The organism is Labrys sp. WJW (assembly GCF_001676615.1).
Classification (GTDB): Bacteria; Pseudomonadota; Alphaproteobacteria; order Rhizobiales; family Labraceae; genus Labrys; species Labrys sedimenti.
In genome coordinates this window covers 16,842-43,196 of the sequence record NZ_LYXZ01000014.1, presented here as the reverse complement: position 1 = coordinate 43,196, position 26,355 = coordinate 16,842, and the positions used below count along the sequence as shown (strand labels likewise).

Genomic DNA, 26,355 nt, shown 5'->3' with positions numbered 1-26,355 from the left:
GCGCTTTTGCGCTTTTTTGCGCAAATTCATCAGTCAAATTAATCTATTGTCACGAAATCGGCGCGGTTTGAAGCGCCGTGGCATTGACAGGCGATAATCCCTGTTTAGCTTGCGGACGCAGTAAAGCGTTTTGCGATTGGACGGAATCACCTCGAATCGTAAAGACGCGTCGAAACAAGGAGCTAGAGCAAAACGCGTTCACGCTTGAACGCGTTTTGCTCTAGAAGTTAGGAACTTTTTGATGAACGACGCTTTCGACCGGCGGCTTTTCCTCCAGGGAGCCGTAAGTCTCTCGACCCTGATGGCACTGGGCCTTCCCACCGCAGCATTCGCCGACGAGGGCGTGCTGACCTTCGGTCCGCCTGCGCCTTTCTCCTTCGAGGGTCTGGTCGAGCGCGCCAAGAAGCTGGCGATGGAGGCCTATGTTCCGACCGAGAAGCCGGCGCCGGACATCACCTCCAAGCTGACCTATGAGGAACTCGGCAAGATCAAGTTCAAGACCGAGGACGCCCTGTGGGCCAACGGTCCGGCGCCCTTCCCGGTCACCTTCTTCCATCTCGGCACCTTCTTCCAGAAGAAGGTCACCATCAATGTGGTCGAAGGCAAGAACGCCAGCGAGATCATCTACCGCAAGGCCTCCTTCGACATGCCGCCGGACAGCCCGGCTCAGGCCATGCCCGACGGCGTCGGCTTTGCCGGCTTCCGCTTCCAGGAGCCTCGCACCGGCTCCGTCGATTGGAAGAAGAACGACTGGGTCGCCTTCCTCGGCGCCTCCTATTTCCGCGCCATCGGCGAACTCTACCAATATGGCCTTTCGGCCCGTGGCCTTGCCGTCAACGCGGCCGATCCCAACCCACCCCACCAGGAAGAATTCCCCGATTTCAAGGAGTTCTGGCTGGAAGCCGTCCCGGGCTCCGCTGACCAGGTCAAGGTCTATGCCCTCCTGGACGGCCCCTCCGTCGCCGGCGCCTTCTCCTTCCTGATGACGCGCTCCAAGGCCGTGCTGATGGACATCGAGGCGCAGGTCTTCACCCGCAACGACATCAGCCGCTTCGGCCTGACGCCATTGACCTCGATGTATTGGTTCTCCGAGACGGCCAAGCAGACCGCGATCGACTGGCGTCCCGAAGTGCACGATTCCGACGGCCTGGCCATGTGGACGGGCGGCGGCGAGCATATCTGGCGCCCGCTCAACAACGTGCCGGCCACCACCACCTCGACCTTCACCGACACCAACCCGCGCGGCTTCGGGCTCCTGCAGCGCGACCGCCTGTTCGATCACTACCTCGACGGTGTCAAATATGATCTGCGCCCTTCGCTGTGGGTGGAGCCGCTGGCCCCCTTCGGCGAAGGCACCGTCCAGCTCATCGAGATCCCCACCAATGACGAGATCCACGACAATGTCGTGGCGATGTGGGTGCCGAAGGATCCGGTCAAGGCAGGCCAGCAATTCACGCTGAAATATCGCCTGCATTGGGCCGCGGACGAGCCCTTTCCCACCAATCTCGCCCGCGTGGTGGCGACGCGGCTGGGCAATGGCGGCCACCCCGGCACGCAACGGCCGGTCGGCCTGCGCAAATTCGTGATCGAGTTCCTCGGCGATCCGCTCAAGGACCTGCCCTATGGCGTCAAGCCCGAGCCGATCATCACCGCTTCGCGCGGTGAACTCTCCTACATCTTCACCGAAGCGGTGCCCGACGGCATCAACGGCCATTGGCGTGCCCAATTCGACCTGCACGCCACGGGCCCCGAGCCGGTGGAACTGCGCTGCTATCTCAAGCTCGGTGACAAGGTGCTGAGCGAGACCTGGCTCTATCAGTACCATCCGTTCGTATAGCGCCCGATGGTCTGAGACATCAGCTGGCGATCCGGGGAAAAATCCCCGGAAGCCATTGCTGGAAAAGAAGAAATCACGCAATATCGATCGCGAGAGAGACCGCCGCAAAGGTCTCTCTCTCGGGCTTGAATGAAACGACAGACGCCGGGCATATTGGCCATGAGTGGAGTTCCAGCATTCATGCAGTGATATGTGAGCCCACCAATTTCTGCCGTGTCTGCGGTCTCGAGCAGCCTTATGCTCAATATGGCCACGACGGCCGCAGTCCGACCTATGAAATCTGCTCATGCTGCGGTGTCGAATTCGGATATGAAGATCAGCTGGTTGGATCAGCGATCGATTTTCGAAAAGCTTGGTTGGCGAAAGGAGCAGGCTGGTTTCATCCGAAGCACAGACCCCCCGGCTGGGAATTGGCGCGTCAACTCCGGCAGATCCCAGCAGCTTTTGCAGACGACGAGAGTGTCTCGCGATCGTGCTGATGCGCGACTCAACTATGTAAAGCGTTGCCACCTTCCCAAAAACGGCGTCTTGCTCTAGACACCCCTTTTACCGAAGGGAGTCCCGATGCCATCCAGCACCGCGGCGGGGCAGGCCGTACCTGTCGCCATCATCATGGGAAGTCAGTCCGATTGGGCCACGATGCGTCACGCGGCGCAGACTCTGGATACGCTCGGCATCGGTTATGAAGCTCGTATCGTCTCGGCGCACCGCACGCCGGACCGTCTCTACGACTTCGCCAAATCGGCAAAGGCGAAAGGCTTCAAGCTGGTCATTGCCGGCGCTGGCGGCGCGGCCCACCTGCCCGGCATGGCGGCGGCCTTGACCCCCCTGCCCGTCTTCGGCGTGCCCGTTGAATCCAAGGCGCTTTCGGGCGTCGACAGCCTGCATTCCATCGTGCAGATGCCGGCCGGCATACCGGTCGGAACCCTGGCGATCGGGCGGGCCGGTGCCGTCAACGCAGCCTTGCTCGCAGCGGCCGTGCTCGCCCTCGGCGACGATGCGCTGGCGACGCGGCTCGAGCGCTGGCGCACCGCCCAGACGGCCGCGGTCGCCGATCATCCCGTTTCCGACGACACGGTGAAGGCATGAATGCGGTACGTGTCGGCCCGGGCGGCGTGCTCGGCATTCTCGGCGGCGGCCAGCTCGGCCGCATGCTGGCCCTGGCCGCCAGCCAGCTCGGCATTCGCTGCCACATCTACTGCCCCGACGATACCAGCCCGGCCTTCCAGGTCGCCGAGCGCTTCACCTGTGCAGCCTATGAGGACGAGACGGCGCTGGCGGCGTTCGCGCAGAGCGTGGACGCCATCACCTACGAGTTCGAGAACATCCCGGCCGCCACCGCCGCCATCCTTTCGGCCGCCCGCCCCGTGCTGCCAGCAGTACTCGCGCTGGAAACCACCGCGGACCGCCTGACGGAAAAGAGCTTCGTGCGCTCCCTCGGCATCGGCACCGCCGAATTCCGCGCCGTCGACAGCCATGCCGACCTTGCCTCCGCGGTTGCAGCCCTGGGCCGGCCCAGCGTGCTCAAGACCCGCCGCTTCGGCTATGACGGCAAGGGCCAGACCATCATCCGCCCGGGCAGCGACCTCTCCGAAGCGCTGGCGCGCATGGGGGGCCAGCCCGCCATCCTGGAGGCCTTCGTCCCCTTCGAGACGGAAGTCTCGGTGATCGCCGTCCGGGCCGATGATGGTGCCGTCCGCACCTACGACCTCACCGAGAATCTGCATCACGACCACATTCTCGACCAGTCGATCGTGCCTTCGCATTTTTCGGCCCTGGTCGAGGTCGAGGCCCGCGACATAGCCGCCCGGATCATCGCCGCCCTCGATTATGTCGGCGTGCTCGCCGTCGAGATGTTCGTCACCTCGGACCGCCAGGTCCTGGTCAACGAAATCGCCCCGCGCGTGCACAATTCCGGCCACTGGACGCAGAATGCCTGCCTGGTCAGCCAGTTCGAGAATCACGTGCGCGCCGTCTGCGGCTGGCCGCTCGGCTCCACGGAGCGCCATTCCGACGCCGTGATGACCAATCTGATCGGCGACAGCGTGCATTCCTGGCAGGGTCTGGCCGCCGAACCGAACGCCTCCGTGCATCTCTACGGCAAGCGTGAAGCGCGTGCCGGCCGGAAAATGGGCCATGTCACCCGGATCAGCCCAAAGTCCCGCTAATTGGATCTCGCTGATCCATGCTAATCAATATGGACAGCGGCGATCCCTTCTGTTATGACGCCGCTTCCAAATTCGGCGGTGCCTTGGCACCGGGTCTCTCTGTTGCCAAGCCGCCGCAGCGATTCACACCAGGATAATAGGACAGCACGCGTGCAGGTTCTCGTTCGCGATAACAATGTTGATCAGGCGCTGAAGGCGCTCAAGAAGAAGATGCAGCGTGAAGGCATCTTCCGTGAAATGAAGCTGCGCGGCCATTACGAGAAGCCGTCCGAAAAGCGCGCCCGCGAGGCTGCCGAGGCCGTTCGCCGCGCCCGCAAGCTGGCCCGCAAGAAGCTGCAGCGCGAAGGCCTGATTCCCGCAACGCCCCGCGTTGTGAAGAAGTAAAACTGATTTTCCGAGCCATTGACTGGTTGGGACGAACGCCCGGGCAATTTGGCCGGGCGTTTGCGTTTGTGTCGTCCCACGGCGTTTTGCCACTCGGTGGAACCCGCAGGAATTGCACAGGCGCGTTCGAACGAAGGGCCGCGCAAGGGAGCGTTTCCGCTCGGACGCACTTTGCCCTCGCAGGCAAGACCCGTCGTCAAGGGGCAGATGTGCGGAGAGGCTTTACTTTCCGGCAAGGTTAATCCGGCAGATTGCACGCCGTATCGCTTTTTCCAATCTGTCCGGACCACCATGGCTCAGTCTCCGTCCTGTCCGCCGATGCGTATCGCCGCAATGCCGAACACCGGCATTGCGGGCGCCAGCATAGGGCCGGTAGGATTGGGCAGCAGTTGGATCACGGCCAGATTTACGGCCCCCTTGTAAATTCGTCTCGATGGACCCGGACCGACAAGATGACACTTTCCACGACAACCACGGCAGAGCCCCCAGCCAGACCCTCCATCTCCCGCATTGCCGCGCTCCTGATGCTGGGCGTTGCGGGCCTTGGCCTGGTCGGCTGCGCCTCCACCGGCGGCGGTGGCGATGATGGCGATGCCAGCAGCCGTCAGGTGGCGTCCGCCGACATCGGTTCGCTTTCCTCGGTGATCGAAAAGAACCCCAACGATCCCGAGGCCTGGAACATGCGCGGCTCGGCCTATGCCCGTTCCAACCAATACGGACCGGCCATCTCCGACTTCAACCGCGCGCTGCAGATCGACCCGAATTTCGTGCAGGCCCTGGCCAACCGCGCTCTGGTCTACCGCAAGACTGGCCAGACCGCCCAGGCGATGGCCGATTACAGCCAGGTGATCACCAACGATCCCAACTACGCGCCCGCCTATGTCGGCCGCGGCAATATCTACCGCCTGCAAGGCCAGACCCAGCAGGCCATGGCCGACTATGACAAGGCCATCAAGATCAAGCCCGAAACAGCCGAGGCCTATTACAATCGCGGCCTGATCCGCCAGGCCGGCAGCAATCATGAAGTGGCGATCGACGACTTCACCTCGGCGATCTCCAACGATCCGCGCGCCGAAGCCCCCTATTATTCGCGCGGCAGCTCCTATCTGCAATTGCAGAAATACAAGGAGGCGCTGTCCGACTTCGACCAGGCCCTGCAGATCAACAACCGCAATGCGGCCTCCTGGGCCGGCCGCGGCTACGCCCAGGCCGGCTTGAACGATACCCAGAAGGCCCGCGAGAGCTTCCAGCGCGCGCTGGCGATCGATTCGAGCAATGCCGCGGCCAAAAGCGGCCTCAGCCGCCTCGGCGGCGGCGCCTGACGGCGGCGGTAGACATAGACCACGCCGAAAGAGGCGCAACGGACCTTCCCCGACTTCGGGGAAGGTTCCACTCTGCAGTCGATCCGATCGCAAGGACCGATCGGCTGTGCGGCATCGCCCAGCTTCGCTGTCAGGCAATCGCCATTCGACGCAGCTTGATGCCGAGGCGGCGTTCGTCTGGACCGATGCCGAGCTCCTTGGGGCTGGTCGCAGTATCCATGCCGATCGAGATTTCCAGCATCGAACCGACCGGTGCCGGCGGAAGGGGAATCCGCAATTCGCGTATTTCTGCGGTTGCCAATAGGATTTTCTCGATGAGGCCGACGGGCGGTGAAGAAATCGTCAGTTCCTGTCGGTGGCCCACATCCGGCGCGAACGCATTGAGCGTCAGAACCAGTGTCGATGCCAGCCCGTCAGCACAGGCGGGCAGCTGAAGAACCGCCAGGACTCCATCGCTCCAGACGCCATCCGGTTCCGTTCCGCTCCAACCGAATAGGCAATAGGGCTGGATATTCGTCGTTGTTTCGCCGCGCGAAAGCGGCAAGGGGGCAATGGCCGTCATGGGCCGCGGAAGTCCCCAGTTTGCCCCGAACATATGACGCAGCGGGGGAAGCGGGGATGCACGGCTCGGCATCTGAACGGCTTGATCGAGCAGATCCCCCCAGAAGGGCGCGCTCGCAGCCCTGCCGTCGATGCGCTGGAACGGGCCGATCACGCCGGGCTCGATAAACTCCACATCCGGCTTGATCAGCCGGATGGCAGGCTTGTCGAAATACGCGGCTTCCGTCGCCACGCTCGATGAAAGAGTAACGACGGCCCCAAGCCAGGGAGCCGCCATCAGGGCGTAGATGTTGTCGCGCGTGAAGCGGCTTTTGGGCAAGGCGCGATGCAGCATGGCAAGGTCGGGATTGCCAGGCGCGTAGGGATGCGGCTTCAGCAGAATCTCGCGTCCGGCGGCGATCTCGTTCAATCGATCGGCAAAAGGCACCGCACTTTGAATATGGCTGCCGGCAATCAGGCTGCTGTCATCGGGAACCTGTCCAGCGAACACGATGGCCTCCGGCTGGGCGGGCAGCGGCTGAATTCGGGCTTTGAGTTCTGCTGCGCCGGCAGCGATCTGTTCGGATGGCGCGGATTGTTCGGCCAGCCGCGCCTGAAGCACGGAATCGTTGCTGCGCATGCGCAAGAACAAATCCTCGCAGAAGCGGATGGGATCGATCGAGATATCAACCAGTCTTTGTCCGTAGGCATGGAGAGCACGGATCAAGTTGGGGGGCATCTCGAATCCCAGCACCAGATCGAATGTCCGGAGCCGATCGAGAGTCGGCATGATCAGGCCGACAACCTCCGGGTGGGAAAAGACATGCGCCCAGCCCCCCTTGTCCCGCGGCCACCCATGCCGTGCCGCGAGGTCCTCGAGCAGGGAAGGCTCGCCATTCGCCAGGATTGAGACACGCTCGACCTCAATTCGAAGCGGCCTCAAAATCTGAAGGAATCTATTGTAGAACCAGTGGCCGATGACGGGATCGGCCTCCGGCATGCCGAGCACGCTGGAACGAAAGATATCGTGGATGGTCGCTATTCTCATCGGTTCATATTGGCTGAATCGAAGGGTGCATCATGGCCCAGATCCTGCGCGACACCTGCAGGGCATCCGCAGTCCGTCGAGCGATGCAGTATAGTCATGGGTTCTGCGCCGTTCCCAGAGCATAACGGGTGTAGGCAGCCTTCCAAAACCAGGGAACGCCAACCCACGCCCCATCTTCGAAGCGGCGGGAAGAATCACACTTTGGGGCTTACATCCGACGGCATCGATCCAATATAAGGCTGAGCGAATGCGGCCGGGCAGCAGCGCCCCCGACCGCACGCCAGTTCTTTGCTGAAGAGCGCGCCCGCGCTCCGGAGATTGCCATGGCCGATACGATTGCTTCGCAGGATAAGACGTCCGACAAGATTCCCGTCACCGTTCTCACCGGCTATCTCGGCGCCGGCAAGACCACCCTGCTCAACCGCATCCTGACCGAACCGCACGGCCAGCGCTTCGCCGTCATCGTCAACGAGTTCGGCGAGATCGGCATCGACAACGACCTCATCGTCGACGCCGACGAGGAAGTCTTCGAGATGAACAATGGCTGCGTATGCTGCACGGTGCGCGGCGACCTCATCCGCATCATCGACGGCCTGCTCAAGCGCAAGGGCAAGTTCGACGCCATCCTGGTGGAGACCACGGGCCTGGCCGATCCGGCACCGGTGGCCCAGACCTTCTTCGTCGACCAGGACGTCGCCGAGAAGACCCGCCTCGACGCCGTGGTCACCGTGGCCGACGCCAAATGGCTGAAGGATCGTCTCAAGGACGCGCCCGAGGCCAAGAACCAGATCGCCTTCGCCGATGTCATCGTCCTGAACAAGACCGATCTCGTCACGGCGCCGGAGTTGCATGAGGTCGAGATGCGCATCCGCGCCCTCAACCCCTATGCCAAGCTGCACAAGGCGACGCGTTCCAACGTGGCGATCGCGGATGTGCTCGGCCGCAACGCCTTCGACCTCGACCGCATCCTCGACCTGGAACCCGCTTTCCTCGAGGTCGACGAGCACGACCATGACCACGACCACGATCATCATCACGGCCATGACCACCATCATCACCACGACCACGGCCTGAAGCACTATCACGACGAGACCATGCAGTCGCTGTCGCTGAAGATCGACGGCGATGTCGATCCGGCCAAGTTCATGCCCTGGATCGATCGCATCGCCCAGAGCGAGGGGCCGAGCCTGCTGCGCTGGAAGGGCATCCTCGCCTTCAAGGACGAGCCGCGCCGCTTCGTGCTGCAGGGCGTGCACATGATCGTGGACGGCGATCTCCAGCGCGACTGGAAGCCGGACGAAAAGCGCGAGTCGCGCCTGGTGTTCATCGGGCACAACCTCAACCGCGACGAACTCGAGAAGGGTTTCCGCGCCTGCGCGGCGTAGGGAGGAGATTGCACCCCTCATCCGGCTTCCGCCACCTTCTCCCGCGAGGGGAGAAGGGATTTCAATGGGATGTGTCGAGCCGAATCAAACTCCTTCTCCCCTCGCGGGTGTCGTCAACTCACTTGAGTTGACTAGAGGTCCCGGCAGGGGGATGGGGGTAAATCGCCGCGCAACCCCAGAACATCCCCGCCTCTTGTCCATGAGCCCCGCCTTGAACACCACCTCCTTCCCTTCCCTGTCCGAAAGCGTCACCCCGGTCGAGGCCGGCAGCCACGTGCTGGCCTGCCATTGGCTGGGCCGCACGCCCGTCTTCGCCTTGGCCGACGGCACCGTGCTCAGGGCGGAGATCGGCGAGGAGAAGCGCGACGCCCTGTTCGGCGATGCCGGCGTGCTGGCTGTCGCCGCCAATGCCAGCACGCTCGTGGCCGGCGGCGACGACGGGCGCATTATGGCCCTCTCCGCCAATGGCGAGATCGGCCAGATCGGCGAAGCCGGCAACAAGTGGATCGACGCGGTGGCGATCTCGGCAAGCGGCGCCGCGGCCTGGTCGGCGGGCAAAGCCGTCTATGCCCGCGACGAAAAGGGCAATGTGAAGCAGTGGACGGCACCGTCCAGCGTGCGGGGCCTGGCCTTCATGCCGAAGGGCTACCGCCTGGCCATCGCCCATTACAACGGCGTTTCGGCCTGGTTCCCCAATTCCACCGCCGCCCCCGAATTCTACGAATGGAAGGGCAGCCACCTCGACATCACGATTTCGCCCGACAACCGCTTCATCGTCACCTCCATGCAGGAAAACACCCTCCATGGCTGGACGGTCGCCGAGAAGAAGCACATGCGCATGTCGGGCTATCCCTCCAAGACGCGCTCCTTCTCCTGGTCGCATGACGGCAACTGGCTGGCGACCTCCGGCGCCGATGCCGGCATCGTCTGGCCGTTCCAGAGCAAGGACGGCCCGATGGGCAAGGCGCCGCGCGAATGCGGCATTCGCCACGCCAAGGTGACGCGGGTCGCCTTCCACCCCAAGGCACTGGTGCTGGCGCTCGGCTACGAGGATGGCTGCGTGCTGCTCTGCCGCCTGACCGACGCCTCGGAGATCCTGGTGCGCCGTGCCGTGCCCGGATCGGGTATCACGGCACTCGCCTGGGACAAGACGGGTGCCCAGCTCGCCCTCGGCGCCGAGGATGGCGCCGCCGGCATCCTCACTCTGCCCGGAGCCGCCTGAGGTGGTGTTCGGCCTGTTTCGCAAGCCCAGCCAGGCCGACCGCGACAGGGCCGCCGCCATCAAGCAGATGACGCGGGAGATTCTGGGGCTCGACGAGGAGACCGCCATCTCCGTCAGCGAGATCCAGTGCGGCGATGCCGCCTGCCCCGGCACCGAGACGGTGATCCTGGTGATGCAGCCGGGCGTGAAGACCAAGGCTTACAAGGTGCTGGCGCCATTGCTGGAGGTGGAGCGGGCTGCCGTCGAACAGGCGCTGGCCGAATAGGCGCATTCCGCATCGCCGGTCTCCCGTCGGCGGACGCGCCCCTTTTTTACAAAGGCGGTGAACTCAGCGCACGCACGCCCTCACGCAGGACCGCAGCCAGCGATGAGCGGGGTCGGCGTCAAAGCGCGGGTGCCAGGCCATCGAGATGGCGAGGGCATCGGTCTTCACCGGCAGGTCGAAGGTAACCATGCCCTGGCGCAGCGGTTCGGTCAGGCGCGCGGCCACCGAGGCGATGTGATCGCTCGAGCGCACCAGCGTCAGCGCGTCGGCAAAATTGGCGACAGCTACCGAAACGGTGCGCGTGAGCCCCAGCGCACCAAGCGCCGTATCCAGCGGCCCCTCGAAACGCCCGCGTCGCGAGACGGAGACATGGGGAAAACGCGTGAAGGCCTGCGGCGTCATCGGCTCGCCCGCCAGCGGATGGCCCTGCCGGATCACGCCGACGAAGCGATCATGCAGCAGGGCTTGGAGCCGGACCTCCGGTCCCATGGCACCGATGACGCCGATGTCGAGATCGACGCTGCCCTCGCGCAGCGGCTCGACATCCTCCTTGCCCTGCGGCGCAAAGCGCACCCTGACCTTCGGCGCCTCTCGCGTCAGGGCCGTGGCGATCGCGGCGCCGAAAGCGGCGACGAAGCCGTCATTGGTACGTACGCAGAAATCGCGTTCCAGCGTGGCCGGATCGATGGCACCCTCGCCCCGTATCACCGCCTCCGCGTCCTGAACCAGCCGCCGCAAGCGGTCGCGCAACGCCTCGGCGCGCGGGGTCGGCACCAGGCCACGCCCGGCCCGCACCAGCACGGGGTCGCGCAGCAAATGGCGAATGCGGGTGAGCTGGCGGCTCATGGCCGGCGGGCTGAGATTCATGCGCTGTGCCGCCCCGGCCACGCTGCCCTCCGAGAGCAGGGCATCGAGGGCGACCAGGAGATTCATGTCCACCAGGGGTGGTGGCGTGGCGGAGCTGGGGCGATTCATCGGGCTGGTGACTTCGAGTGCGTCTGATGCATTTATACATTGCCATCATTGCACTGTATGCATTATTTTGGCAGACTTAGAAACAGACCGAGATCAGTCCGGCACAGCCCGGACGCACCGCTCCCCTCGGAGCCTCCAACACTCGGTCCATCATGAATCAAGCCATTCATCCCCATCCCGCCACACCGGCGGTCCATCATCGGCCGATCCGCACCAGCTTCGTGCTTGCCGGCCTCTCCCTCGCCATCCTGCTCTCCCAGCTCGGCACCAACATCGTCAATGTCGGCCTGCCGCACCTGGTGACGACCTTCGGCACCTCCTTCGGGGCAGTGCAATGGGTGGTGGTGAGCTATCTCCTGGTCGTCACCGCGCTCATCGTCGGCGTCGGCCGCTTCGGTGACCAGCTCGGCAAGAAGCGGCTCTATCTCGCCGGCCTGGTGATCTTCATGGCAGCGTCGGTCGCCTGTGCCCTGGCGCCCAATCTCACCGTGCTGATCGCCGGACGGGCCGCGCAGGGGCTCGGCGGTGCCATCATCATGGCGCTGTCCTTCGCCTTTGTCGGCGAAGTCTTCCCCAGGGAACGCACCGGCCTGGCCATGGGCGTGCTCTCCACCATGGTCTCGTTCGGCATTGCCCTCGGTCCCTCGCTCGGGTCGCTGGCACTGGCCTCCTTCGGCTGGCCGGCCATGTTCTGGCTCAATCTTCCCTTCGGCCTGCTCGCTTATCTGCTGATCAGCCGCTATTTGCCGGCAGCGGTCGATGCGCCCAGGCACGCGGTTTCCGCCGCCCGCTTCGACTGGCTGGGCACGGCGCTGTTCGCCGGCGCGCTCACCGCCTATAGCCTGGCCATGACGTTCTCCGGGGCCCGCGGCTTTTCCGATACGCTGGTCTTGCAGCTCCTCACCGGTGCCGTCGCCGGCCTGGCGCTGTTCCTGGCCGTGCAGGTCAAGGCGTCCGCCCCGCTGCTGCGGCTGGCCATGTTCCGCAATCGGCTGCTCTCGGCCAGCATGGCGATGAGCGTGCTGATCTATGCCGTGATGATGGCGACGCTGGTGCTCAGCCCGTTCTTCCTCGCCAAGGCCGCGAGCCTGGACACCCGCAGCGTCGGCATGGTCATGACCATCGGTCCGATCGTGGCCGCCTTGATGGGCATTCCGGCCGGCTATGTCGCCGACCGTTTCGGAGCGCGGCAGGTCATGGTGTTCGGCATCGCCCTGTTCACCATCGGCGCCTTCGGCATGGCCCAGCTCTCCGTCGACCACGGCGTGCCGGTCTACATCGCTGCCATCCTGCTCATCAGCATCGGCCTGGCCTTCTTCCAGACCCCGAACAACACCGCTGTGATGGCGGATGCCCGCCCTGAACAGCGCGGCCTCGTCTCCGGCCTGCTGGCGCTCGCCCGCAATCTCGGCCTGATCACCGGTGCCTCGCTGATGGGAGCCGTCTTCGCCCACGCCGTCGGCGGCGACAGCAGCGCGGCGGCACCCGAAGCCATCGCCCGGGGCATGCGAACGGCCTTCCAGCTGGGTGGCGCCATGGGTGCTGCGGCCCTGCTCCTGGCACTGGCCACCCTGCGCCGCCGCGCCTGATCAACCTCTTCCCAAGGACCACAATCATGAGAATGCACGACCTGCATCAGGGCGCGGATCAGCGCCCCACCCCGCCCGAACGCCGCCTGCGCGTGGCTGAAGTGCGAACCATCCGTCCGGTGACGCCCCATATGCGGCGCGTCACCATCGCCAGCGCGGCCCTGGAGGCCTTTCCGGCGAACCGGCCAGGCCAATGGGTGAAGGTTTTCGTGCCGACGCCCGGCTCGGACCGGCCGAGCGGGCGCGCCTATACCATCCGGGCCTTCCGCGAGGCGGATGCCGAAATCGATATCGACTTCGTGCTGCATGGCGACGGCCCCTGCTCGCTCTGGGCGGCGCAGGCACAGCCCGGCGACGTGATCCAGATCGCCGGGCCGCGTGGCGGCTTCCGGCTCGATCCCGAGCTGCGGCATCTGCTGATCGGTGGTGACGAGACGGCACTTCCGGCCATCGGCGCCATCCTCGAAGCGCTTCCTGCCGGCGTGAAAGTCGAGGCGTTCATCGAAATCCCGGAAGCCGAGGATGCCCAGATCCTGCCTTCCCGGGCCGAGGTCAGCTTGACCTGGTTGCCCCGCCATGGCCTGCCGGCCGGTATCGGCACGGCACTCCAGGATGCGATGACGGCGGCAAGCCTGCCGCGGCATGACAGCGAGGTCTGGGTCGCCGCCGAAGCCGGCACCGTGCGCAGCATACGCCGCCACTTCCAGGCGGATCTCGGCCTCGAACGCCGGCGCATTACCGCTTCCGGCTATTGGAAGAAGGGCGAGACCGATTTCCGGGACCGCGACGGCGACCAGTGAATGAAGAGCTGCTCGTGATGGGGCCGATGAGATCGGCCCTACGCCTTTCGCCGTTCCAGCGCCTCGACATACCGCGTCAGCGGGAAGCAGATCACGAAGAAGATCAGCGCCACGAAGCCGTACACGGTAAAGGGGTCGAAGGTGGCGTTGTTGATGGCATTGGCCGTGCGCAGCAATTCCTCGAAGCCGATGATCGAGGTCAACGCCGTGCTCTTCACCAGCTGGATCAGGAAGCCGACGGTCGGGGCGCGGGTCATCGAGAGCACCTGGGGCAGGATGACCAGGCGAAGCTGGCGCCAGTAATGCAGGCCGAGGCTGGCGCTGGCTTCCCATTGGCCGCGCGGCAGGGCCTCGACGCCGCCCCGCCAGATCTCGGCGAGAAAGGCGCTGGCACACAGGGTCAGGCCCAGCACCGCCGTCAGCCAGGGATCGATGCGCAGCCCGATGCGCGGCAGGCCGAAGAAGACCAGGAAGAGCTGCAACAGGAGCGGCGTGCCCTGGAACAGGCCGATATACCATTCGGCCGGACGGCGCACCCATTTGCGCCGGTCGATGCGGGCGATCAGGATGGCAAGGCCCACCAGGCCGCCGCCGATGAAGGCGACGATCGAGAGCAGGATGGTCCAGCGCGCCGCCAGCAGCAAATTGCGGGCGATATCCCAGAACGTGAACTCGATCATGCCACACCCCCGAACAGGAAACGCTGGCCGCCGAACCGCAGCAGGCGCCGCAGCACGATGCTCAGCAAGAGATAGATCAGGGCGACCACCAGATAGGTCTCGAAGGGCAGGAAGGTGCGGGCCTGGATGAGGTCGGCCTCATAGGTCAGTTCCTTCACCGCGATCTGGGAGACGGCCGCCGATTCCAGCATCATGATGACGATCTGGCTGCTGAGGGCGGGAAAGATCACCTTGAGCGCCTGGGGCAGCACGACCTTGACGAAGACCTGCCTGGGCCGCAGGCCGAGCGCCAGGCCCGCCTCCTTCTGCCCGCGCGACACGGCATCGAGGCCGGCCCCGACGATCTCGATGCCATAAGCGGTGAGGTTGATGGTGATGGCCACGATGGCGACCACCAGCGGGTTGAGCAGGATGCCCAGCGTCGGCAGCCCGAAGAAGATGAAGAACATCTGCACGATGAACGGGGTGTTGCGGATCAGTTCCACATAGGCGGTCACCGCATAGCGCAGCGGCGCCTGGCGGCTGCGCCGCGCTGCCGCTCCCAGCACGCTGAGAACGAGCCCGAGCAGGGCCGAGACCAGGATCATCAGGATCGTGGTGCCCGCTCCCCTCGCGATCGCGGCGAGCGCCTCGCCGAGCCAGCCGAAATCGAGACTGCTGCCCATGTCAGCATTCCTTTCTCAATACCCAACTCACCAACCGGTCTCCCGACAGGCTGGCGCAGACACACATCCTGCGTTTCCAGAACAGAGCGCCGAAATCCTTCCCCGGTTTCGGGGAAGGTGTCGCCGCGCAGCGGTGACGGAAGGGGGAGGGTGGCGCCATGGAGCCGACAAAGCCGCCAGGTCGTGTTGCTCGCCCCCATCCGGTCCGGCTTCGCCGGCCCACCTTCCCCGAAGCCGGGGAAGGATTGTTGCGTCTCACTCCGCTTGGCCGCGAGTTGCGTGCTGGCTGCCAGCGGGCCGAATACCCCCAAGGCGAGCGATTACCTCAGTCCTTGAGATCCTTGGGATCGAGCGGCTTCTGCAACCACTTCACCGAGATCTCGTTGAGCTTGCCGTCGGCCAGCAGCTTGGCGACGGCATCGTTGAGGGCCTGCTTGAGGCGCGGCTCGTTCTTGTTGATGGCGATATGGTCGGGCGAGGACAAGAGCTGGAACTTCTGCTCGGGCTTGAGGTCCACCCGCTTGGCCAGCACCTGCGAGCCGACATCGTTGCCCACCACCATCACCTGGGCCTGGCCGGAGAGGAAGGCCTGGATTACCGAATTATAATTGTCGAAACGACGGACATCGGCCGAAGCGGGTACCACCGCCGTGAGGGAGGTGTCCTCCAGCGTGCCGCGGTTGACGGCAATGGACTTGTCGGCGAGATCGTCCTTGCCGCTGACCTTGAGGGCCTGCGGGCCGATCACCGCAATGTAATAGGGCGCGTAGGCCGAGACATAGTCGACTACCTTCTCGCGCTCGGCGCTGTAGCCGACGCTCATCAGGAGATCGACGCGCTTTTCGGTGAGGAAGGGAATGCGATTCTGGCCGGTCACGCTGACCAGGTTGAGCTTGACCTTGAGACCGTCGGCGATGATCTGCGCGACGTCGATATCATAGCCCTTCAGGCTCATGTCCGGATTGACCGAGGAGAAGGGCGGGAAGTCGGCGAAGACGCCGACATTGATCACGCCGGCCTTGGTGATGTCGTCGAGAGCGTCGGCCTTGGCCGCGACGGTCGCAGCAAGCAGGGTGGCCGTCAGGGTGGCGGCCCGCAGGAGACTGCGTAGGATCATGATGTCAGTCCTTTCCTTGGATGGTTTGTTCTGGTTGGAGGAAACGTCTCAGGCTGCAACCGGCACGACCACGCAGCCTTCGGCCGGCAGCCCGACGATGACCGGCTGGCCGAGGCCATGCAGGTCGCTGCCGCGGTTGGGCTGGACGGCCAGGACCTGCCCGCCGCCCTGCAGTTCGACCAGGATCTGCCGCATGGCACCGAGCGGCGTCACCTCGAGCACCTGGCCCGGGATGCGATTGCGCTCGCCGGAGGTGGCGGCGGCCTGCAGGGGCATCAGGTCGATACTCTCAGGCCGCACGCACAGATCGACCTCGCTCCGACCGGCGGTGTCATGCGGTGTCGAGACCACGAGCTTCATGCCATTGGCGCCGACAAAGGCGGCAAGGCCGTTGCCATGGGCTTCCAGGCGGCCGCGGAACCAGTTCGCCCGGCCCATGAACTCGGCCACGAAGCGCGAGCGGGGCTGGCCATAGACCTCGTTCGGCGGCCCTTCCTGCACGATCGTGCCGCTCTTCATCACGAAGACGCGCTCGCCCAGGCTCATCGCCTCCTCCTGGTCGTGGGTGACCACGATGGTGGTGGCGTCGACGGCGGCGAGCACCTGCTTGAGCTCGGCCCGCAATTCCTGGCGCAATTTGGCGTCGAGGGCGGAGAGCGGCTCGTCGAGCAGGACCAGGCCGGGGCGCGTGGCCAGGGCGCGCGCCAGGGCGACGCGCTGCTGCTGGCCGCCCGAAAGCTGATGGGGCTTGCGATGGCCGAAATCCGGCAGGCGCACCAGCTCCAGCATCTGGGTCACGCGGTCATCGATCTCGTTGCGCGGGCAGCCCCGGTAGCGCAGCCCATAGGCAACGTTCTCGGCGATCGTCATGTGCGGAAACAGCGCATAATGCTGGAACAGGAGGCCGACATTGCGCTGATAGGGCCTGAGCCGGGTGACGTCCTCGCCGGCGATGCGCACGGCACCGGCATCCGGCCGCTCGAAGCCGGCAATGATGCGCAGGATGGTGGTCTTGCCGCAGCCGCTCGGACCGAGCAGGGCGACGGTCTCGCCACCGGCGATCGAGAAGGAAACGCCGTCGACCGCCGTCACGTCGCCGAAGCGCTTGACGGCATTGATGAATTCCACCGAGTTCGCCATGTCTGGCTCCTTTGCCTGAGCATTGCCGATTATCTGAACATTCCTTGGCCGATCAGCCGGTCGAAACCGACGAGGCGCTCGAGAATGATGATGAGGATGGCCGTGATGCCGACCAGCAGGACGGCAGCAGCCGCGATGGTGAGATCGAAGGAGGCGCGCATATTGCTCACCAACGCCACCGGCAGCGTGTAGGTGGTGGGATCGGTGAGGAAGAGACTGACGGCGACGTCATCCATCGAGATGGCGAAGGTGAAGACGGCGCCGGTGACGATGCCGGTGCGGATCAGCGGCAGGGTGACGCTCCAGAAGGCCTGCTTCTCGGTGGCCCCCAGGATCAGCGCCGCCTCGGTCAGGCGCTTGTCGCGGCCGACCAGGCTCGCCAGCGTGGCGCGCAGGGCATAGGGCAATGTGATGATGATATGCCCGGCCAGGAGACGCGGAAAACCGCTGACCACGCCGATCTTGGAGAGGAACAGCAGCAGGGCGAAACCCGTCACCACCGCCGGCACGATCAGCGGGGAGAGGAAGGCGCCCATGATCACGCCCTTGCCGCGAAATTCGCCACGGTCGAGCCCGACCGCTGCGGCGGTGCCGATCACCACGTTGATGATGGTCGCCAGTACCGCGATCTCGAGGCTGGTGGTCAGGCCCACCGCCACATAGTCCTGCGAGAACAGCTTTTCGAACCAGTGCAGCGACAGGCCGGGCGGCGGCAGCGGCCCGAGATAGTCGCGGGCATCGAAGGCGAGCAACCCCGCGACCAGCAGCGGCACGATCAGGAAGGCCAGGCCCAGCCCGATTACGGCGTTGGTCGTGGAGATGGCCAGGCGGTCGCCCCACAGCTTGGTCTTGCCGTTGGCTGTCATGCGCTTTTCCTCCGGCCATGCTGCACCAGCGAGACCAGGTAGACGACAGCGAGGGTCAGGATCAGCATGGTGATCGAGACGGCAGCACCGCTGGGATAATTGGAGACGTCGCTGAAGCGGTTGTAGATCGAATTGGAGATGAACAGCACCCGCCCCTTGCCGAGCACCATCGGGATGACGAAGGCACTGATGGAGAAGGTCAGCGAGACCAGGAAAGCAGAGACCAGCGATGGCAGGCTGCGCGGCAGGGTGATGTCGAGATGGGCGCGCCAGGCCGGCGCCCCCAGGGACTGGGCGGCGTCGATCAGGCGCGGGTCGAGGTTCTGCACCGTACCGATCAGGGTCAGCACGCTGATCGGGATCACGGCATGCAGGAGCCCGGCTCCGACCAGCGTCTCGATATACCAGCGGCTGGTTGGCGCGATGCCCAGGAAGGTGAGCAGCGGCCTGAGAATGCCGACCGAACCGAAGGTCAGCTCCAGCGCATAGGTGCGTACCAGCATGGAGAGCAGTACCAGCGTGATCATCAAGCCGATGCAGGCGACCCGCCAGCGCTTGGAAAAGCGCCGTACGATGCCATAGGCGATCGGGAAGGCGATGATCATGCCGACCAGCGAGGCGGCGACGCTGATGCGGAAGGTCTCCAACAGCACGCCCCCGAAAGCTGGACTGACGAGCTCGCGGTAATTGTCGAGCACAAAGGGCGAATCCGGCGCCGAACCGATACGCCCCGGCACGAACTGCCGGAAGCTTTCCAGCGCAAGATCGATCAGCGGCGCGGCAAAGATCAGGGCGAAAACAGCGAGCGCCGGCAAGAGCAGCAGCATCGCCGCGCGATTGGGCGACGATGTCGCCGGGCTGGTCGTGGAAAGGGCTGGAGACGACAAGGCGATATCCTCCTGCAGACAGGACAGGCGAGGAGACGGACAATTGGGCCGGAAGAACACTCACATTTCTCAACTGACCCCAGTGGAGTGCGAGATCCCTCCCCCCCCTTTCGGGGAGGATGGGTCGGCGAAGCCGGGTCGGGTGGGGTAGAGCGGCGCTACGATGCCTTCTTGCCGCTAGCTCCCGCCACACTCACCCTTCCGTCGCTGCTACGCATCGACACCTTCCCCGAAGTCGGGGAAGGATTGCCGCGCTCTAGCTTGAAAGCAGGAGCGCTTTTGCCCGCATTTGCCTCACAGCAAGGGCGCGATGTCGGATTCCCAGCGCTTGGCCCAGGCGTCCTGGTTGGAGAGCACGACATTGTAGTCGGGCACATGGACGAATTCGTCCATCTCGGCCGACGTGAAGATCAGGTGCTTGAGGTTCTCGGGCTTCTCGGCCTTGGCGTTGAGCGGCGCTTCTCCGGCAACCTTGGCGTAGAGCGTGTTCATCGCCGGGCTGATGGCAAAATTGATGAAGTCCAGCGTCGCCTTGAGGTTGGGCCGGTTCTTCAACACGGCAAAACCGCTCTGATAGAGGAAGGTCGCCATGCCCTTCTGCTTGGTCAGGCGGGTCACCGGGAAGTTCTTGGCCACCGCCGCCCAGCTCGGCTCGGCGAAGAAGCCGACGGAAGTCTCGCCCGCGGTGAAGGAATTGGTGAAGTCGACGTCGGTCACGGCGATGCGGCCGATATTGCCGGACTTGGCCAGGTCCGCCATCAGCTTCCAGCCCGGTTCCATGTTCTTCTCGTCGCCGCCGCCATGCAGGGCCAGCGCCACGATCTGCAGCATCATGCTCTGGGTCGGGCCCGGCCAGCAGATGGCACCCTTGAGCTTGGGGTCGAACAGGTCATCGATCTTGGTGACCGGCATCGGCACGGTGTCGGTGCGATAGCCGAAATACATGCCGCCGACGGCGCGCGGCACCGCCATGATGCCTCCCTTGTCGTTCTTGATGATCATCTTGGCGGGGATGTCGGCGAGATTGGGAATGTCGGCCGGATTGATGGTTTCCAGCCAGTCTTCCTTGATCATCGAATTGAAGGAGCCTTCCCAGCCGGCGACATAGTCGAAATCGGTGCGCGGCCAGATAGCCTTGATCTTGGGCAGGATGGCGGCGGCGCCGCCCTGGTGCAGCACCCAATCGATATCGGCTGCGCTTTGCTGGGCGGCGATTTCCTTCATCGCCTTGACGACGTCGCCGCCCCATTCGACGGCGGTGAGCCTGGTGCCGGCGGCCCGGGCCGGTGCCGCCTGCCCCAGCAGGGCGGGCAGGCTCAGCGAGCCCATGAGAGCGAGCAGGTTCCTGCGCGACAGTTCAACCATGATGTTCCCCTCGGTAGCGATCACCATGCCCTCGTCGTGGATCGACTGTTATGGACAGGTTCAGGCGCCGTCAGGGGGCCCGAAAAAGGCCGGCTGCGGTAGCCGGATAATTGGCGTGAGGGTATAAGCGTTGCTGAATGCCCTGGGCACTCGACCTGTCACCCCCGGCCGGGCGTCGCGAGGGGAAAGGGATCCAGGAGCCAGAAGTTTCAACCCGTTGGCCCCTTAGCCCCCCTCCCCAGGCCTGCGGCCCCGCCGGGGATGACAGCCTATCCGCCCGGGTCGGTCGATCCCCGTCGCCTCTGTTCTCAGGCGTGGCCGAGCTCGACCTGGCGAAGCACGAAATCGGCCAGGAAGCGCGATTCCTCGCGGGCGCCGCTGCGCACATAAAGGCCGATATCGACCCGGGCCGAGCCCGGCATGTCGATTGATTTGTCGAGGGCACGGCAGCCCTCGGGAATCGTCGCGGCTATCATCGGACCGATGCCGATGCCGACGCGCACCGCCGTCGCCATCGCCACCAAGGTCGAGGCCTCGCAGACGATGCGCCAGTTGCGGTTGCGCATGGCCAGCGTCGCCATGGCCGGCCCCCGCCAGGGGCAGCTTTCCACGAACATGATCACGGGCAGCGGCATGTCGGGCGTGAACTCGATGTCGCTACGCCCGACCCAATGCAGATATTCGTTCCACACATGCACCGGCTTGCGGCTGCAGCGGCTGGTATCGCAGACCGCAATGTCGAGCTCGTCGTTCTCCAGCATGGCGGCGAGGCGCGCATTGGATTCGACCAGGATGTCGATGTCGACGCGGGCATTCTTGTCGCGGAAATCGCGAAGAATGTCGATCAGCCGGGTGGCAGCGAAATCCTCGACCACGCCGAGGCGGATGCGTCCCTCGATCTGCCGGCCGTTCAGGCGCTTGCCCACCTCGTCGGTCAGGGTGAGGATCTCGCGGGCATAGGGCACCAGAAGCAATCCGTCGGCGGTCAGCGTCAGCCCCTTGGGGCTGCGCTCGAACAGGTCCGAACCGACCAGGGCCTCGAGCTTGCGGATCTGCATGCTGACCGCGGCCTGCGTGCGATGCAGCGACAGCGCCGCACCGTTCACCGTCCCCACTTCGGCGACGGAGAGAAAGGCGCGAAGCAGGTAGGGATCGAGGTTCAGCATGCGGGGTGCGGTGATGCGCCGGCAAGCCGGATGGACAGCGGATGGGACGGTGGCACGTTCGCCGCCAGGCGCCGGATAGGATGGTCCATGCTCTCGATCCCCTGGTCTGGCGTCCCCGCCTGTGCCGGCCGGCCCTTTCAAGGCCCAGGACGCCTGTGGGCATTGTTCCATACCGATCGAAAATCACAAGGCCTATACCGCCCGGCAACAAGTCCCCTCTCCCTCGGTGTTCACGCCTTTGCCGCCACCACCTCCACCTCGACCTTGAATTCCTCCCGCGTGAAGCCCGAGACGATCATCAGGGTGGAGGCCGGCGGCGGATCGGCGACCACGGCGTCACGAGCCTTCATGTAGCCGGCCATGTGCTCGCGGCCGGTGACATAGGCATTGATCCTCACGATATCGGCCAGCGCCATGCCGGCCTCCGCCAGGATGGTCTCGATGGCCTCGAAAATCAGCCGGGCCTGCGCCTCGGCACCCTCGGGGACGGCTTCGTCCGGGCCGATGCCGAGCTGGCCGGAACAAAAAACCATTCGGGCACCCGCAGGCACCTCCATGGCATGGCTGTAGCGGGCGAAGGGGGCCCGCAGGGAGGGCGGCGTGATGGCGCGAAGCATGGCGGATCCTGCGAAAAACTGGCCGGCGCAAAATTAATCGTGATCACGACTTGTGCAAGCGTGAATTGGCGCTAACAATTATGCCTCGGCGTTGCGGCAATCCGATACCAGTAACTCCCAAGACGAAACCGAACAGAGGCGACAGGAATGAACAGCATGCTCAAGACCGCCGTGCTTGCAGCGACGGCCGTGGTTTTTGCCGGCCTGAACGCCGCCTGTGCCGAGGAATTGGTGAAGGTGCGTTTCGGCACCAACTGGCTGGCCCAGGGCGAGCATGGCGGCTACTATCAGGCCGTGGCGGATGGCACCTACAAGAAGTTCGGCCTCGACGTCGAGATCGTGCAGGGTGGCCCGACCGCCAACAACGCCACCGCTTTGGTCGCGGGCAAGAACGATTTTTACATGGGCGGCAATCTGGTCGAGGTCTTCTCGGCCGCCAAGGAAGGCGTGCCCCTCGTCGCGGTGGCTGCGACCTTCCAGAAGGACCCGCAGATCCTGATGACGCACCCCGGCGTCGGCCTCGACAGCTGGGCAGACTTGAAGAAGGCCAAGACCATCTTCATCGGTCCCGATTTCCAGGCCACCGGCTATGCCTGGATGAAGGCGGCCTTCGGTTTCACCGACGAAGCCGTCAAGCCCTACGACTTCAATCCCGGCCCCTTCATCGCGGACAAGGGTTCGGTGCAGCAGGGCTATGTCGCGTCCGAGCCTCTCCAGGTCGAAAAGGGCGGCGGCTTCAAGCCCAATGTCTTCCTGATCGCGGACCAGGGCTGGAACACCTATTCGACCCTGATCGTCACCCGCCAGGACATCATCGATGCCAAGCCTGACGTGGTGCAGAAATTCGTCGATGCCTCGGCGATCGGCTGGGCCACCTATCTCTACGGCGACAACAAGCTCGGCAATGCGGCGATCCAGAAGGACAATCCCGACATGACCGACGAGAACCTCGCCTTCGCCGTCAAGCAGATCAAGGCCTATGGCATCGTCATGTCGGGTGACGCCGAGAAAAGCGGCATCGGCGCCATGACCGACGAGCATATGAAGTCCTTCTTCGACAAGATGGTCGCCGTCGGCCTCTACAAGCCCGATTTCGACTACAAGAAGGCCTACACGCTGAAGTTCGTGAACAAGAATGTCGGCTCCGACCTGATCAAGAAGTGACGATGCCCGATCGAGCGTCAGTGGCTGAGTTAAGGCGTCACGCTGGCGGTGAAAGACTGTCTCGCCAAGGCGGCAGGCTAGCTCAATGTACCGGAGACCTGTCTTGAATCGAACGGCCCGCCCGACCGTCGTCTCGTTGCGCGACGTGGGCAAGACCTTCTCCTCGGGCACCACCGCGCTCCAGCATCTCGACCTCGACATCCGCCAGGGTGAGATCCTCTCGCTGCTGGGGCCGTCGGGGTGCGGCAAGTCGACGGCGCTGCGCATCATCGCCGGGCTGGGCGAGGCCTCGAGCGGCAGCGTAGTCTGGGCGGATGGCGGAGCGGACCACTCCCGCGACGTCGGCTTCGTCTTCCAGGAACCGACGCTGATGCCATGGGCCAGCGTGTTCGACAATGTCTGGCTGCCTTCGCGGCTCAAGGGCGTATCGCGCAAGGCCGTCCGCGATACGGTGATGCAGGCCCTCGACAGCGTCGGCCTCACCGCCTTCGCCGATGCCTATCCGCGCGAACTTTCCGGCGGCATGCGCATGCGCGTCTCCATCGCCCGTGCCATGGTGACCCGTCCTCGGCTCCTCCTCATGGACGAGCCCTTCGCGGCGCTCGACGAGATCACCCGCCAGAAGCTCAACGACGACCTGATGCGCCTGCAGGGCGAACTCGGCTGGACGGTGGTGTTCGTCACCCATTCGGTGTTCGAAAGCGTCTATATTTCCGATCGCATCGTGGTGATGGCGGCCCGGCCGGGACGGGCCTTCGCCGAACTCACCATCGATGCCGAACGCCCGCGCGGCGCGGCCTTCCGGACCACGCCTGTCTATGTCGACTATTGCCGCCAGGCCTCCGCCGCGCTGACCTCGGCCATCGGCAAGGCCGCCGAGACGGTCGACGGACATTGATCGCCAAGAATTTGGATCACAGCAATTCGGATCAGGAGGGCAGGAACAGGATGAGCGCGATCAGTTCGGCAGGCGGTGCCGCCTCTCCTTCCGCGACGTCCCGCCGGGGCCCGCCCGCCCTGTTGAAATGGCTGCTGCCTCTGGCCTTTCTGGTGGTGGTGCTGGGGATTTGGGAATATTGCGTGGCCGCCGGCCTCACGCCGATGAAGGTGGTGCCGGCCCCGAGCGAGATCTGGGCCGCCTTCTTTCGCGAATGGGAGACCCTGGGGCCGGCCTGGCTTTTCACCCTGGAAGTGACGTTGAAGGGCTTCGTGCTCGCCGTGGTGGGCGGGGTGTGCCTTGCCGTCCTGTTCTCGCTGTCGCGGCTCGTCGAATATACGCTCTACCCCTACGCCATCATCCTGCAGGTCACGCCGGTCCTGGCCCTGGCGCCGCTCTTGCTGGTGATCTTCTCGCAGGCCACCGTGCTCCTGATCTGCGTGTGGCTCGTCGCCTTCTTCCCGGTGCTCGCCAACACGCTGATCGGCCTGCGCTCGACCGACCACAATCTGCTCAACCTCTTCGAGCTCTACCGCGCTTCGTCCTGGCAGAAGCTCTGGTTGCTGCGACTGCGCGGCGCCCTGCCCTATTTCCTTGGCGGCGTACGCATTGCCGGCGGCCTGTCGTTGATCGGCGCCGTGGTGTCGGAGCTTGCCACCGGCGCGGGCGGCGCCCGCGGCGGGCTTGGCTATATCATCTATCTCGCGCCACGCTATTTTGCCTATCCGCGAGCCTATGCCGCGCTGGTGCTGCTGTCGCTGAGCGGCATCGCCATCTTCCTCGCCCTGTCCTATCTGTCGCATCTCATGCTGTACAAATGGCATGAGAGCGCACTGAAGCGGGAAAACTGATCGTGTCCAGATCCGCCCAGACTGCTGCAAAGATCCCGCCCACCGGCCGCTGGGCGGTCGAGGCCAGCGTGCCGGCCTGCCTGGTGCCGCAGCGGCTTGCCGGCATCGACCAGGACGGCCTGGCGCGCATATGCCTCACCGTCGCCGACGGACGCATCGAGGCGATCGAGGCCGTGACAGGCCCCTCCGACGCGCTCTCGACCGGCATGGTCTTTCCGAGCTTCGTGGAACTGCACACCCATCTCGACAAGGGCCATATCTGGCCGCGCCGCCGCAATCCCGACGGCACCTTCTTCGGCGCGCTCGACAACGTCACACTGGATCGCGAAGCCCATTGGTCGGCAGCCGACGTCGCCGCCCGCATGGATTTCTCGCTGCGCTGCGCCTATGCGCATGGCACATCCGCGATTCGCACCCATCTCGATTCGATCGGCAAGCAGATCGGCATTTCCTGGCCTGTTTTCAGTGAGATGCGCGAGAGATGGGCCGGCAGCATCGAACTGCAGGCGGTGGCGCTGTTCTCCATCGAGCATGTGGCCGATCGCGCCCATATGTCCGAGATCTCTGCCGCCCTGCGCACGCATGATGGCATCCTGGGCGGCGTCACCTATATGGTGCCCGAGCTCGACCAGGGCCTGGACACGCTGTTCCGCCTCGCCGCCGACAATGGCTTCGACCTCGATTTCCATGTTGACGAGACCCAGGATCCCACGGCGCGCTCGCTGCACCATGTCGCCGAGGCGGCCCTGCGCCATCGCTTCGCCGGCCAGGTCACGGTCGGCCATTGCTGTTCCCTCGCCCGGCAGGGGGAGGACGAGATCAAGGCCACCATCGACAAGGTGGCCGAAGCGGGCATCGCCGTGGTCTCGCTGCCGATGTGCAACCTCTATCTGCAGGACCGCGTTCCCGGCCGCACCCCGCGCTCGCGCGGAGTGACGCTGCTCCACGAATTGAAGGCCGCCGGCGTTGATGTCGCAGTCTCCTCCGACAACACCCGCGACCCCTTCTATGCCTATGGCGATCTCGACGCCCTCGAGGTTTTCCGCGAGGCGACGCGCGTGGCCCATCTCGATCATCCCTTCGGCGACTGGCCCAAGGCGATCACGGCGACGCCCGCTTCGGTGATGGGCATCGATGCCGGCCGGCTGCGGGTCGGGGGGCCGGCCGATTTCGTGCTGTTCAAGGCCAGGACCTGGACGGAATTGCTGTCCCGGCCGCAGGCCGATCGCATCGTGGTGCGCAATGGCCAGGCCATCGACACCACTTTGCCCGATTATGAAGAGCTGGATGCGCTTCTATTGGACCACACCAAGGATTTGGTCAGGGGACCGCAGGCCAGCGGCCCGTAGGCGCTCAATCAACGAC

25 protein-coding genes are annotated in these 26,355 nt (G+C 64.6%); 14 read left to right on the top strand and 11 right to left on the bottom strand.

The window, feature by feature from the left end:
* Positions 1–241 precede the first annotated feature (241 nt).
* From BA190_RS09165 to BA190_RS09145, 5 genes are all read left to right on the top strand, one after another.
* Positions 242–1,837, top strand: a complete 1,596-nt coding sequence (locus BA190_RS09165; RefSeq protein ID WP_068285428.1) for a glucan biosynthesis protein — start codon at positions 242–244, stop codon at positions 1,835–1,837.
* A gap of 564 nt (positions 1,838–2,401) precedes the next feature.
* Positions 2,402–2,926: a 5-(carboxyamino)imidazole ribonucleotide mutase gene (gene purE / locus BA190_RS09160; RefSeq protein WP_068285427.1), complete on the top strand. Its 525-nt coding sequence runs from the start codon at positions 2,402–2,404 to the stop codon at positions 2,924–2,926.
* Positions 2,923–4,005: a 5-(carboxyamino)imidazole ribonucleotide synthase gene (locus tag BA190_RS09155; RefSeq protein WP_068285425.1), complete on the top strand. Its 1,083-nt coding sequence runs from the start codon at positions 2,923–2,925 to the stop codon at positions 4,003–4,005. The genes purE and BA190_RS09155 overlap by 4 nt, the downstream gene beginning before the upstream one ends.
* 150 nt (positions 4,006–4,155) lie before the next feature.
* Positions 4,156–4,389: a 30S ribosomal protein S21 gene (gene rpsU, locus BA190_RS09150; RefSeq protein WP_068285423.1), complete on the top strand. Its 234-nt coding sequence runs from the start codon at positions 4,156–4,158 to the stop codon at positions 4,387–4,389.
* A gap of 452 nt (positions 4,390–4,841) precedes the next feature.
* Positions 4,842–5,711: a tetratricopeptide repeat protein gene (locus BA190_RS09145; RefSeq protein WP_156771434.1), complete on the top strand. Its 870-nt coding sequence runs from the start codon at positions 4,842–4,844 to the stop codon at positions 5,709–5,711.
* Between the two features lie 130 nt (positions 5,712–5,841).
* Here the strand turns inward: BA190_RS09145 and BA190_RS09140 are convergent, their stop codons facing one another.
* Positions 5,842–7,299, bottom strand: a complete 1,458-nt coding sequence (locus BA190_RS09140; RefSeq protein WP_068285418.1) for a hypothetical protein — start codon at positions 7,297–7,299, stop codon at positions 5,842–5,844.
* Positions 7,300–7,622: 323 nt separating this feature from the next.
* Here BA190_RS09140 and BA190_RS09135 point away from each other — a divergent pair, with 323 nt between their 5' ends.
* The 3 genes from BA190_RS09135 (at position 7,623) to BA190_RS35825 (ending at position 10,171) form a co-directional block, all read left to right on the top strand.
* Positions 7,623–8,684, top strand: a complete 1,062-nt coding sequence (locus tag BA190_RS09135; RefSeq protein ID WP_068285417.1) for a GTP-binding protein — start codon at positions 7,623–7,625, stop codon at positions 8,682–8,684.
* A 211-nt stretch (positions 8,685–8,895) separates the two neighbouring features.
* Positions 8,896–9,906: a WD40 repeat domain-containing protein gene (locus BA190_RS09130; protein ID WP_371260308.1), complete on the top strand. Its 1,011-nt coding sequence runs from the start codon at positions 8,896–8,898 to the stop codon at positions 9,904–9,906.
* Positions 9,907–9,910: 4 nt separating this feature from the next.
* On the top strand, positions 9,911–10,171 hold the full coding sequence (locus tag BA190_RS35825; RefSeq protein ID WP_245314648.1) for a hypothetical protein: 261 nt from the start codon (positions 9,911–9,913) through the stop codon (positions 10,169–10,171).
* Positions 10,172–10,234: 63 nt separating this feature from the next.
* On the opposite strand, the gene BA190_RS09120 is transcribed toward BA190_RS35825, so the two are convergent.
* Positions 10,235–11,146, bottom strand: a complete 912-nt coding sequence (locus BA190_RS09120; protein WP_068285409.1) for a LysR family transcriptional regulator — start codon at positions 11,144–11,146, stop codon at positions 10,235–10,237.
* Positions 11,147–11,298: 152 nt separating this feature from the next.
* On the opposite strand from BA190_RS09120, the gene BA190_RS09115 reads away from it, so the two are divergent.
* Together BA190_RS09115 and BA190_RS09110 are read left to right on the top strand one after the other, a co-directional pair.
* Positions 11,299–12,735, top strand: coding sequence for an MFS transporter (locus tag BA190_RS09115; RefSeq protein WP_068285407.1), 1,437 nt, complete (start codon positions 11,299–11,301; stop codon positions 12,733–12,735).
* Positions 12,736–12,761: 26 nt separating this feature from the next.
* Positions 12,762–13,535, top strand: a complete 774-nt coding sequence (locus BA190_RS09110) for a siderophore-interacting protein (protein WP_068285404.1) — start codon at positions 12,762–12,764, stop codon at positions 13,533–13,535.
* Between the two features lie 38 nt (positions 13,536–13,573).
* Here BA190_RS09110 and BA190_RS09105 read toward each other — a convergent pair whose 3' ends face one another.
* From BA190_RS09105 to BA190_RS09065, 9 genes are all read right to left on the bottom strand, one after another.
* Complete coding sequence (locus BA190_RS09105; protein ID WP_068285402.1) at positions 13,574–14,215, bottom strand: amino acid ABC transporter permease; 642 nt, start codon at positions 14,213–14,215, stop codon at positions 13,574–13,576.
* Positions 14,212–14,880, bottom strand: a complete 669-nt coding sequence (locus BA190_RS09100; RefSeq protein WP_068285401.1) for an amino acid ABC transporter permease — start codon at positions 14,878–14,880, stop codon at positions 14,212–14,214. Before BA190_RS09100 ends, BA190_RS09105 begins: the two co-directional genes overlap by 4 nt.
* A gap of 325 nt (positions 14,881–15,205) precedes the next feature.
* Complete coding sequence (locus BA190_RS09095; RefSeq protein ID WP_068285396.1) at positions 15,206–15,997, bottom strand: transporter substrate-binding domain-containing protein; 792 nt, start codon at positions 15,995–15,997, stop codon at positions 15,206–15,208.
* A gap of 48 nt (positions 15,998–16,045) precedes the next feature.
* Positions 16,046–17,137 (bottom strand): ABC transporter ATP-binding protein, encoded by a 1,092-nt coding sequence (locus BA190_RS09090; protein WP_068285395.1) that lies wholly within the window; start codon positions 17,135–17,137, stop codon positions 16,046–16,048.
* A gap of 29 nt (positions 17,138–17,166) precedes the next feature.
* Entirely contained in the window at positions 17,167–18,003 is an 837-nt protein-coding gene (locus BA190_RS09085) for an ABC transporter permease (RefSeq protein WP_068285394.1), read from the bottom strand.
* Positions 18,000–18,890, bottom strand: coding sequence for an ABC transporter permease (locus BA190_RS09080; RefSeq protein WP_245314647.1), 891 nt, complete (start codon positions 18,888–18,890; stop codon positions 18,000–18,002). The genes BA190_RS09085 and BA190_RS09080 overlap by 4 nt, the downstream gene beginning before the upstream one ends.
* Before the next feature lie 294 nt (positions 18,891–19,184).
* Positions 19,185–20,219 carry a PotD/PotF family extracellular solute-binding protein gene (locus BA190_RS09075; RefSeq protein ID WP_371260311.1) on the bottom strand — a complete coding sequence of 345 codons (1,035 nt, stop codon included), beginning with the start codon at positions 20,217–20,219 and terminating at the stop codon, positions 19,185–19,187.
* Positions 20,220–20,563: 344 nt separating this feature from the next.
* Entirely contained in the window at positions 20,564–21,421 is an 858-nt protein-coding gene (locus BA190_RS09070; RefSeq protein WP_068285392.1) for a LysR substrate-binding domain-containing protein, read from the bottom strand.
* A 230-nt stretch (positions 21,422–21,651) separates the two neighbouring features.
* Positions 21,652–22,038: a RidA family protein gene (locus BA190_RS09065; RefSeq protein ID WP_068285390.1), complete on the bottom strand. Its 387-nt coding sequence runs from the start codon at positions 22,036–22,038 to the stop codon at positions 21,652–21,654.
* Between the two features lie 147 nt (positions 22,039–22,185).
* Here BA190_RS09065 and BA190_RS09060 point away from each other — a divergent pair, with 147 nt between their 5' ends.
* The 4 genes from BA190_RS09060 to BA190_RS09045 all read left to right on the top strand — a co-directional run bounded on the left by BA190_RS09060 (position 22,186) and on the right by BA190_RS09045 (position 26,339).
* Positions 22,186–23,202 carry an ABC transporter substrate-binding protein gene (locus BA190_RS09060; protein ID WP_068285388.1) on the top strand — a complete coding sequence of 339 codons (1,017 nt, stop codon included), beginning with the start codon at positions 22,186–22,188 and terminating at the stop codon, positions 23,200–23,202.
* 103 nt (positions 23,203–23,305) lie between these two features.
* Positions 23,306–24,100 carry an ABC transporter ATP-binding protein gene (locus tag BA190_RS09055; RefSeq protein WP_245314646.1) on the top strand — a complete coding sequence of 265 codons (795 nt, stop codon included), beginning with the start codon at positions 23,306–23,308 and terminating at the stop codon, positions 24,098–24,100.
* Positions 24,101–24,150: 50 nt separating this feature from the next.
* Positions 24,151–24,990: an ABC transporter permease gene (locus tag BA190_RS09050; RefSeq protein WP_068285910.1), complete on the top strand. Its 840-nt coding sequence runs from the start codon at positions 24,151–24,153 to the stop codon at positions 24,988–24,990.
* Positions 24,991–24,992: 2 nt separating this feature from the next.
* A complete protein-coding gene (locus BA190_RS09045) occupies positions 24,993–26,339 on the top strand; it encodes a cytosine deaminase (RefSeq protein WP_068285384.1) in 1,347 nt (448 codons plus the stop codon).
* The last annotated feature ends 16 nt before the right edge of the window (positions 26,340–26,355 follow it).

Excerpts from the sequence above, each read along its gene's own strand:
- BA190_RS09105 (WP_068285402.1), bottom strand. The coding sequence starts at position 14,215 with ATGATCGAGTTCACGTTCTGGGATATCGCCCGCAATTTGCTGCTGGCG.
- BA190_RS09115 (WP_068285407.1), top strand. The coding sequence starts at position 11,299 with ATGAATCAAGCCATTCATCCCCATCCCGCCACACCGGCGGTCCATCAT.
- BA190_RS09085 (WP_068285394.1), bottom strand. The coding sequence starts at position 18,003 with ATGACAGCCAACGGCAAGACCAAGCTGTGGGGCGACCGCCTGGCCATC.
- BA190_RS09060 (WP_068285388.1), top strand. The coding sequence starts at position 22,186 with ATGAACAGCATGCTCAAGACCGCCGTGCTTGCAGCGACGGCCGTGGTT.
- BA190_RS09165 (WP_068285428.1), top strand. The coding sequence starts at position 242 with ATGAACGACGCTTTCGACCGGCGGCTTTTCCTCCAGGGAGCCGTAAGT.
- BA190_RS09140 (WP_068285418.1), bottom strand. The coding sequence starts at position 7,299 with ATGAGAATAGCGACCATCCACGATATCTTTCGTTCCAGCGTGCTCGGC.
- BA190_RS09100 (WP_068285401.1), bottom strand. The coding sequence starts at position 14,880 with ATGGGCAGCAGTCTCGATTTCGGCTGGCTCGGCGAGGCGCTCGCCGCG.
- BA190_RS09120 (WP_068285409.1), bottom strand. The coding sequence starts at position 11,146 with ATGAATCGCCCCAGCTCCGCCACGCCACCACCCCTGGTGGACATGAAT.
- BA190_RS09050 (WP_068285910.1), top strand. The coding sequence starts at position 24,151 with ATGAGCGCGATCAGTTCGGCAGGCGGTGCCGCCTCTCCTTCCGCGACG.
- BA190_RS09135 (WP_068285417.1), top strand. The coding sequence starts at position 7,623 with ATGGCCGATACGATTGCTTCGCAGGATAAGACGTCCGACAAGATTCCC.
- BA190_RS09155 (WP_068285425.1), top strand. The coding sequence starts at position 2,923 with ATGAATGCGGTACGTGTCGGCCCGGGCGGCGTGCTCGGCATTCTCGGC.
- BA190_RS09095 (WP_068285396.1), bottom strand. The coding sequence starts at position 15,997 with ATGATCCTACGCAGTCTCCTGCGGGCCGCCACCCTGACGGCCACCCTG.
- BA190_RS09070 (WP_068285392.1), bottom strand. The coding sequence starts at position 21,421 with ATGCTGAACCTCGATCCCTACCTGCTTCGCGCCTTTCTCTCCGTCGCC.
- BA190_RS09110 (WP_068285404.1), top strand. The coding sequence starts at position 12,762 with ATGAGAATGCACGACCTGCATCAGGGCGCGGATCAGCGCCCCACCCCG.
- BA190_RS09065 (WP_068285390.1), bottom strand. The coding sequence starts at position 22,038 with ATGCTTCGCGCCATCACGCCGCCCTCCCTGCGGGCCCCCTTCGCCCGC.
- BA190_RS09075 (WP_371260311.1), bottom strand. The coding sequence starts at position 20,219 with ATGGGCTCGCTGAGCCTGCCCGCCCTGCTGGGGCAGGCGGCACCGGCC.
- BA190_RS09145 (WP_156771434.1), top strand. The coding sequence starts at position 4,842 with ATGACACTTTCCACGACAACCACGGCAGAGCCCCCAGCCAGACCCTCC.
- BA190_RS09090 (WP_068285395.1), bottom strand. The coding sequence starts at position 17,137 with ATGGCGAACTCGGTGGAATTCATCAATGCCGTCAAGCGCTTCGGCGAC.
- purE (WP_068285427.1), top strand. The coding sequence starts at position 2,402 with ATGCCATCCAGCACCGCGGCGGGGCAGGCCGTACCTGTCGCCATCATC.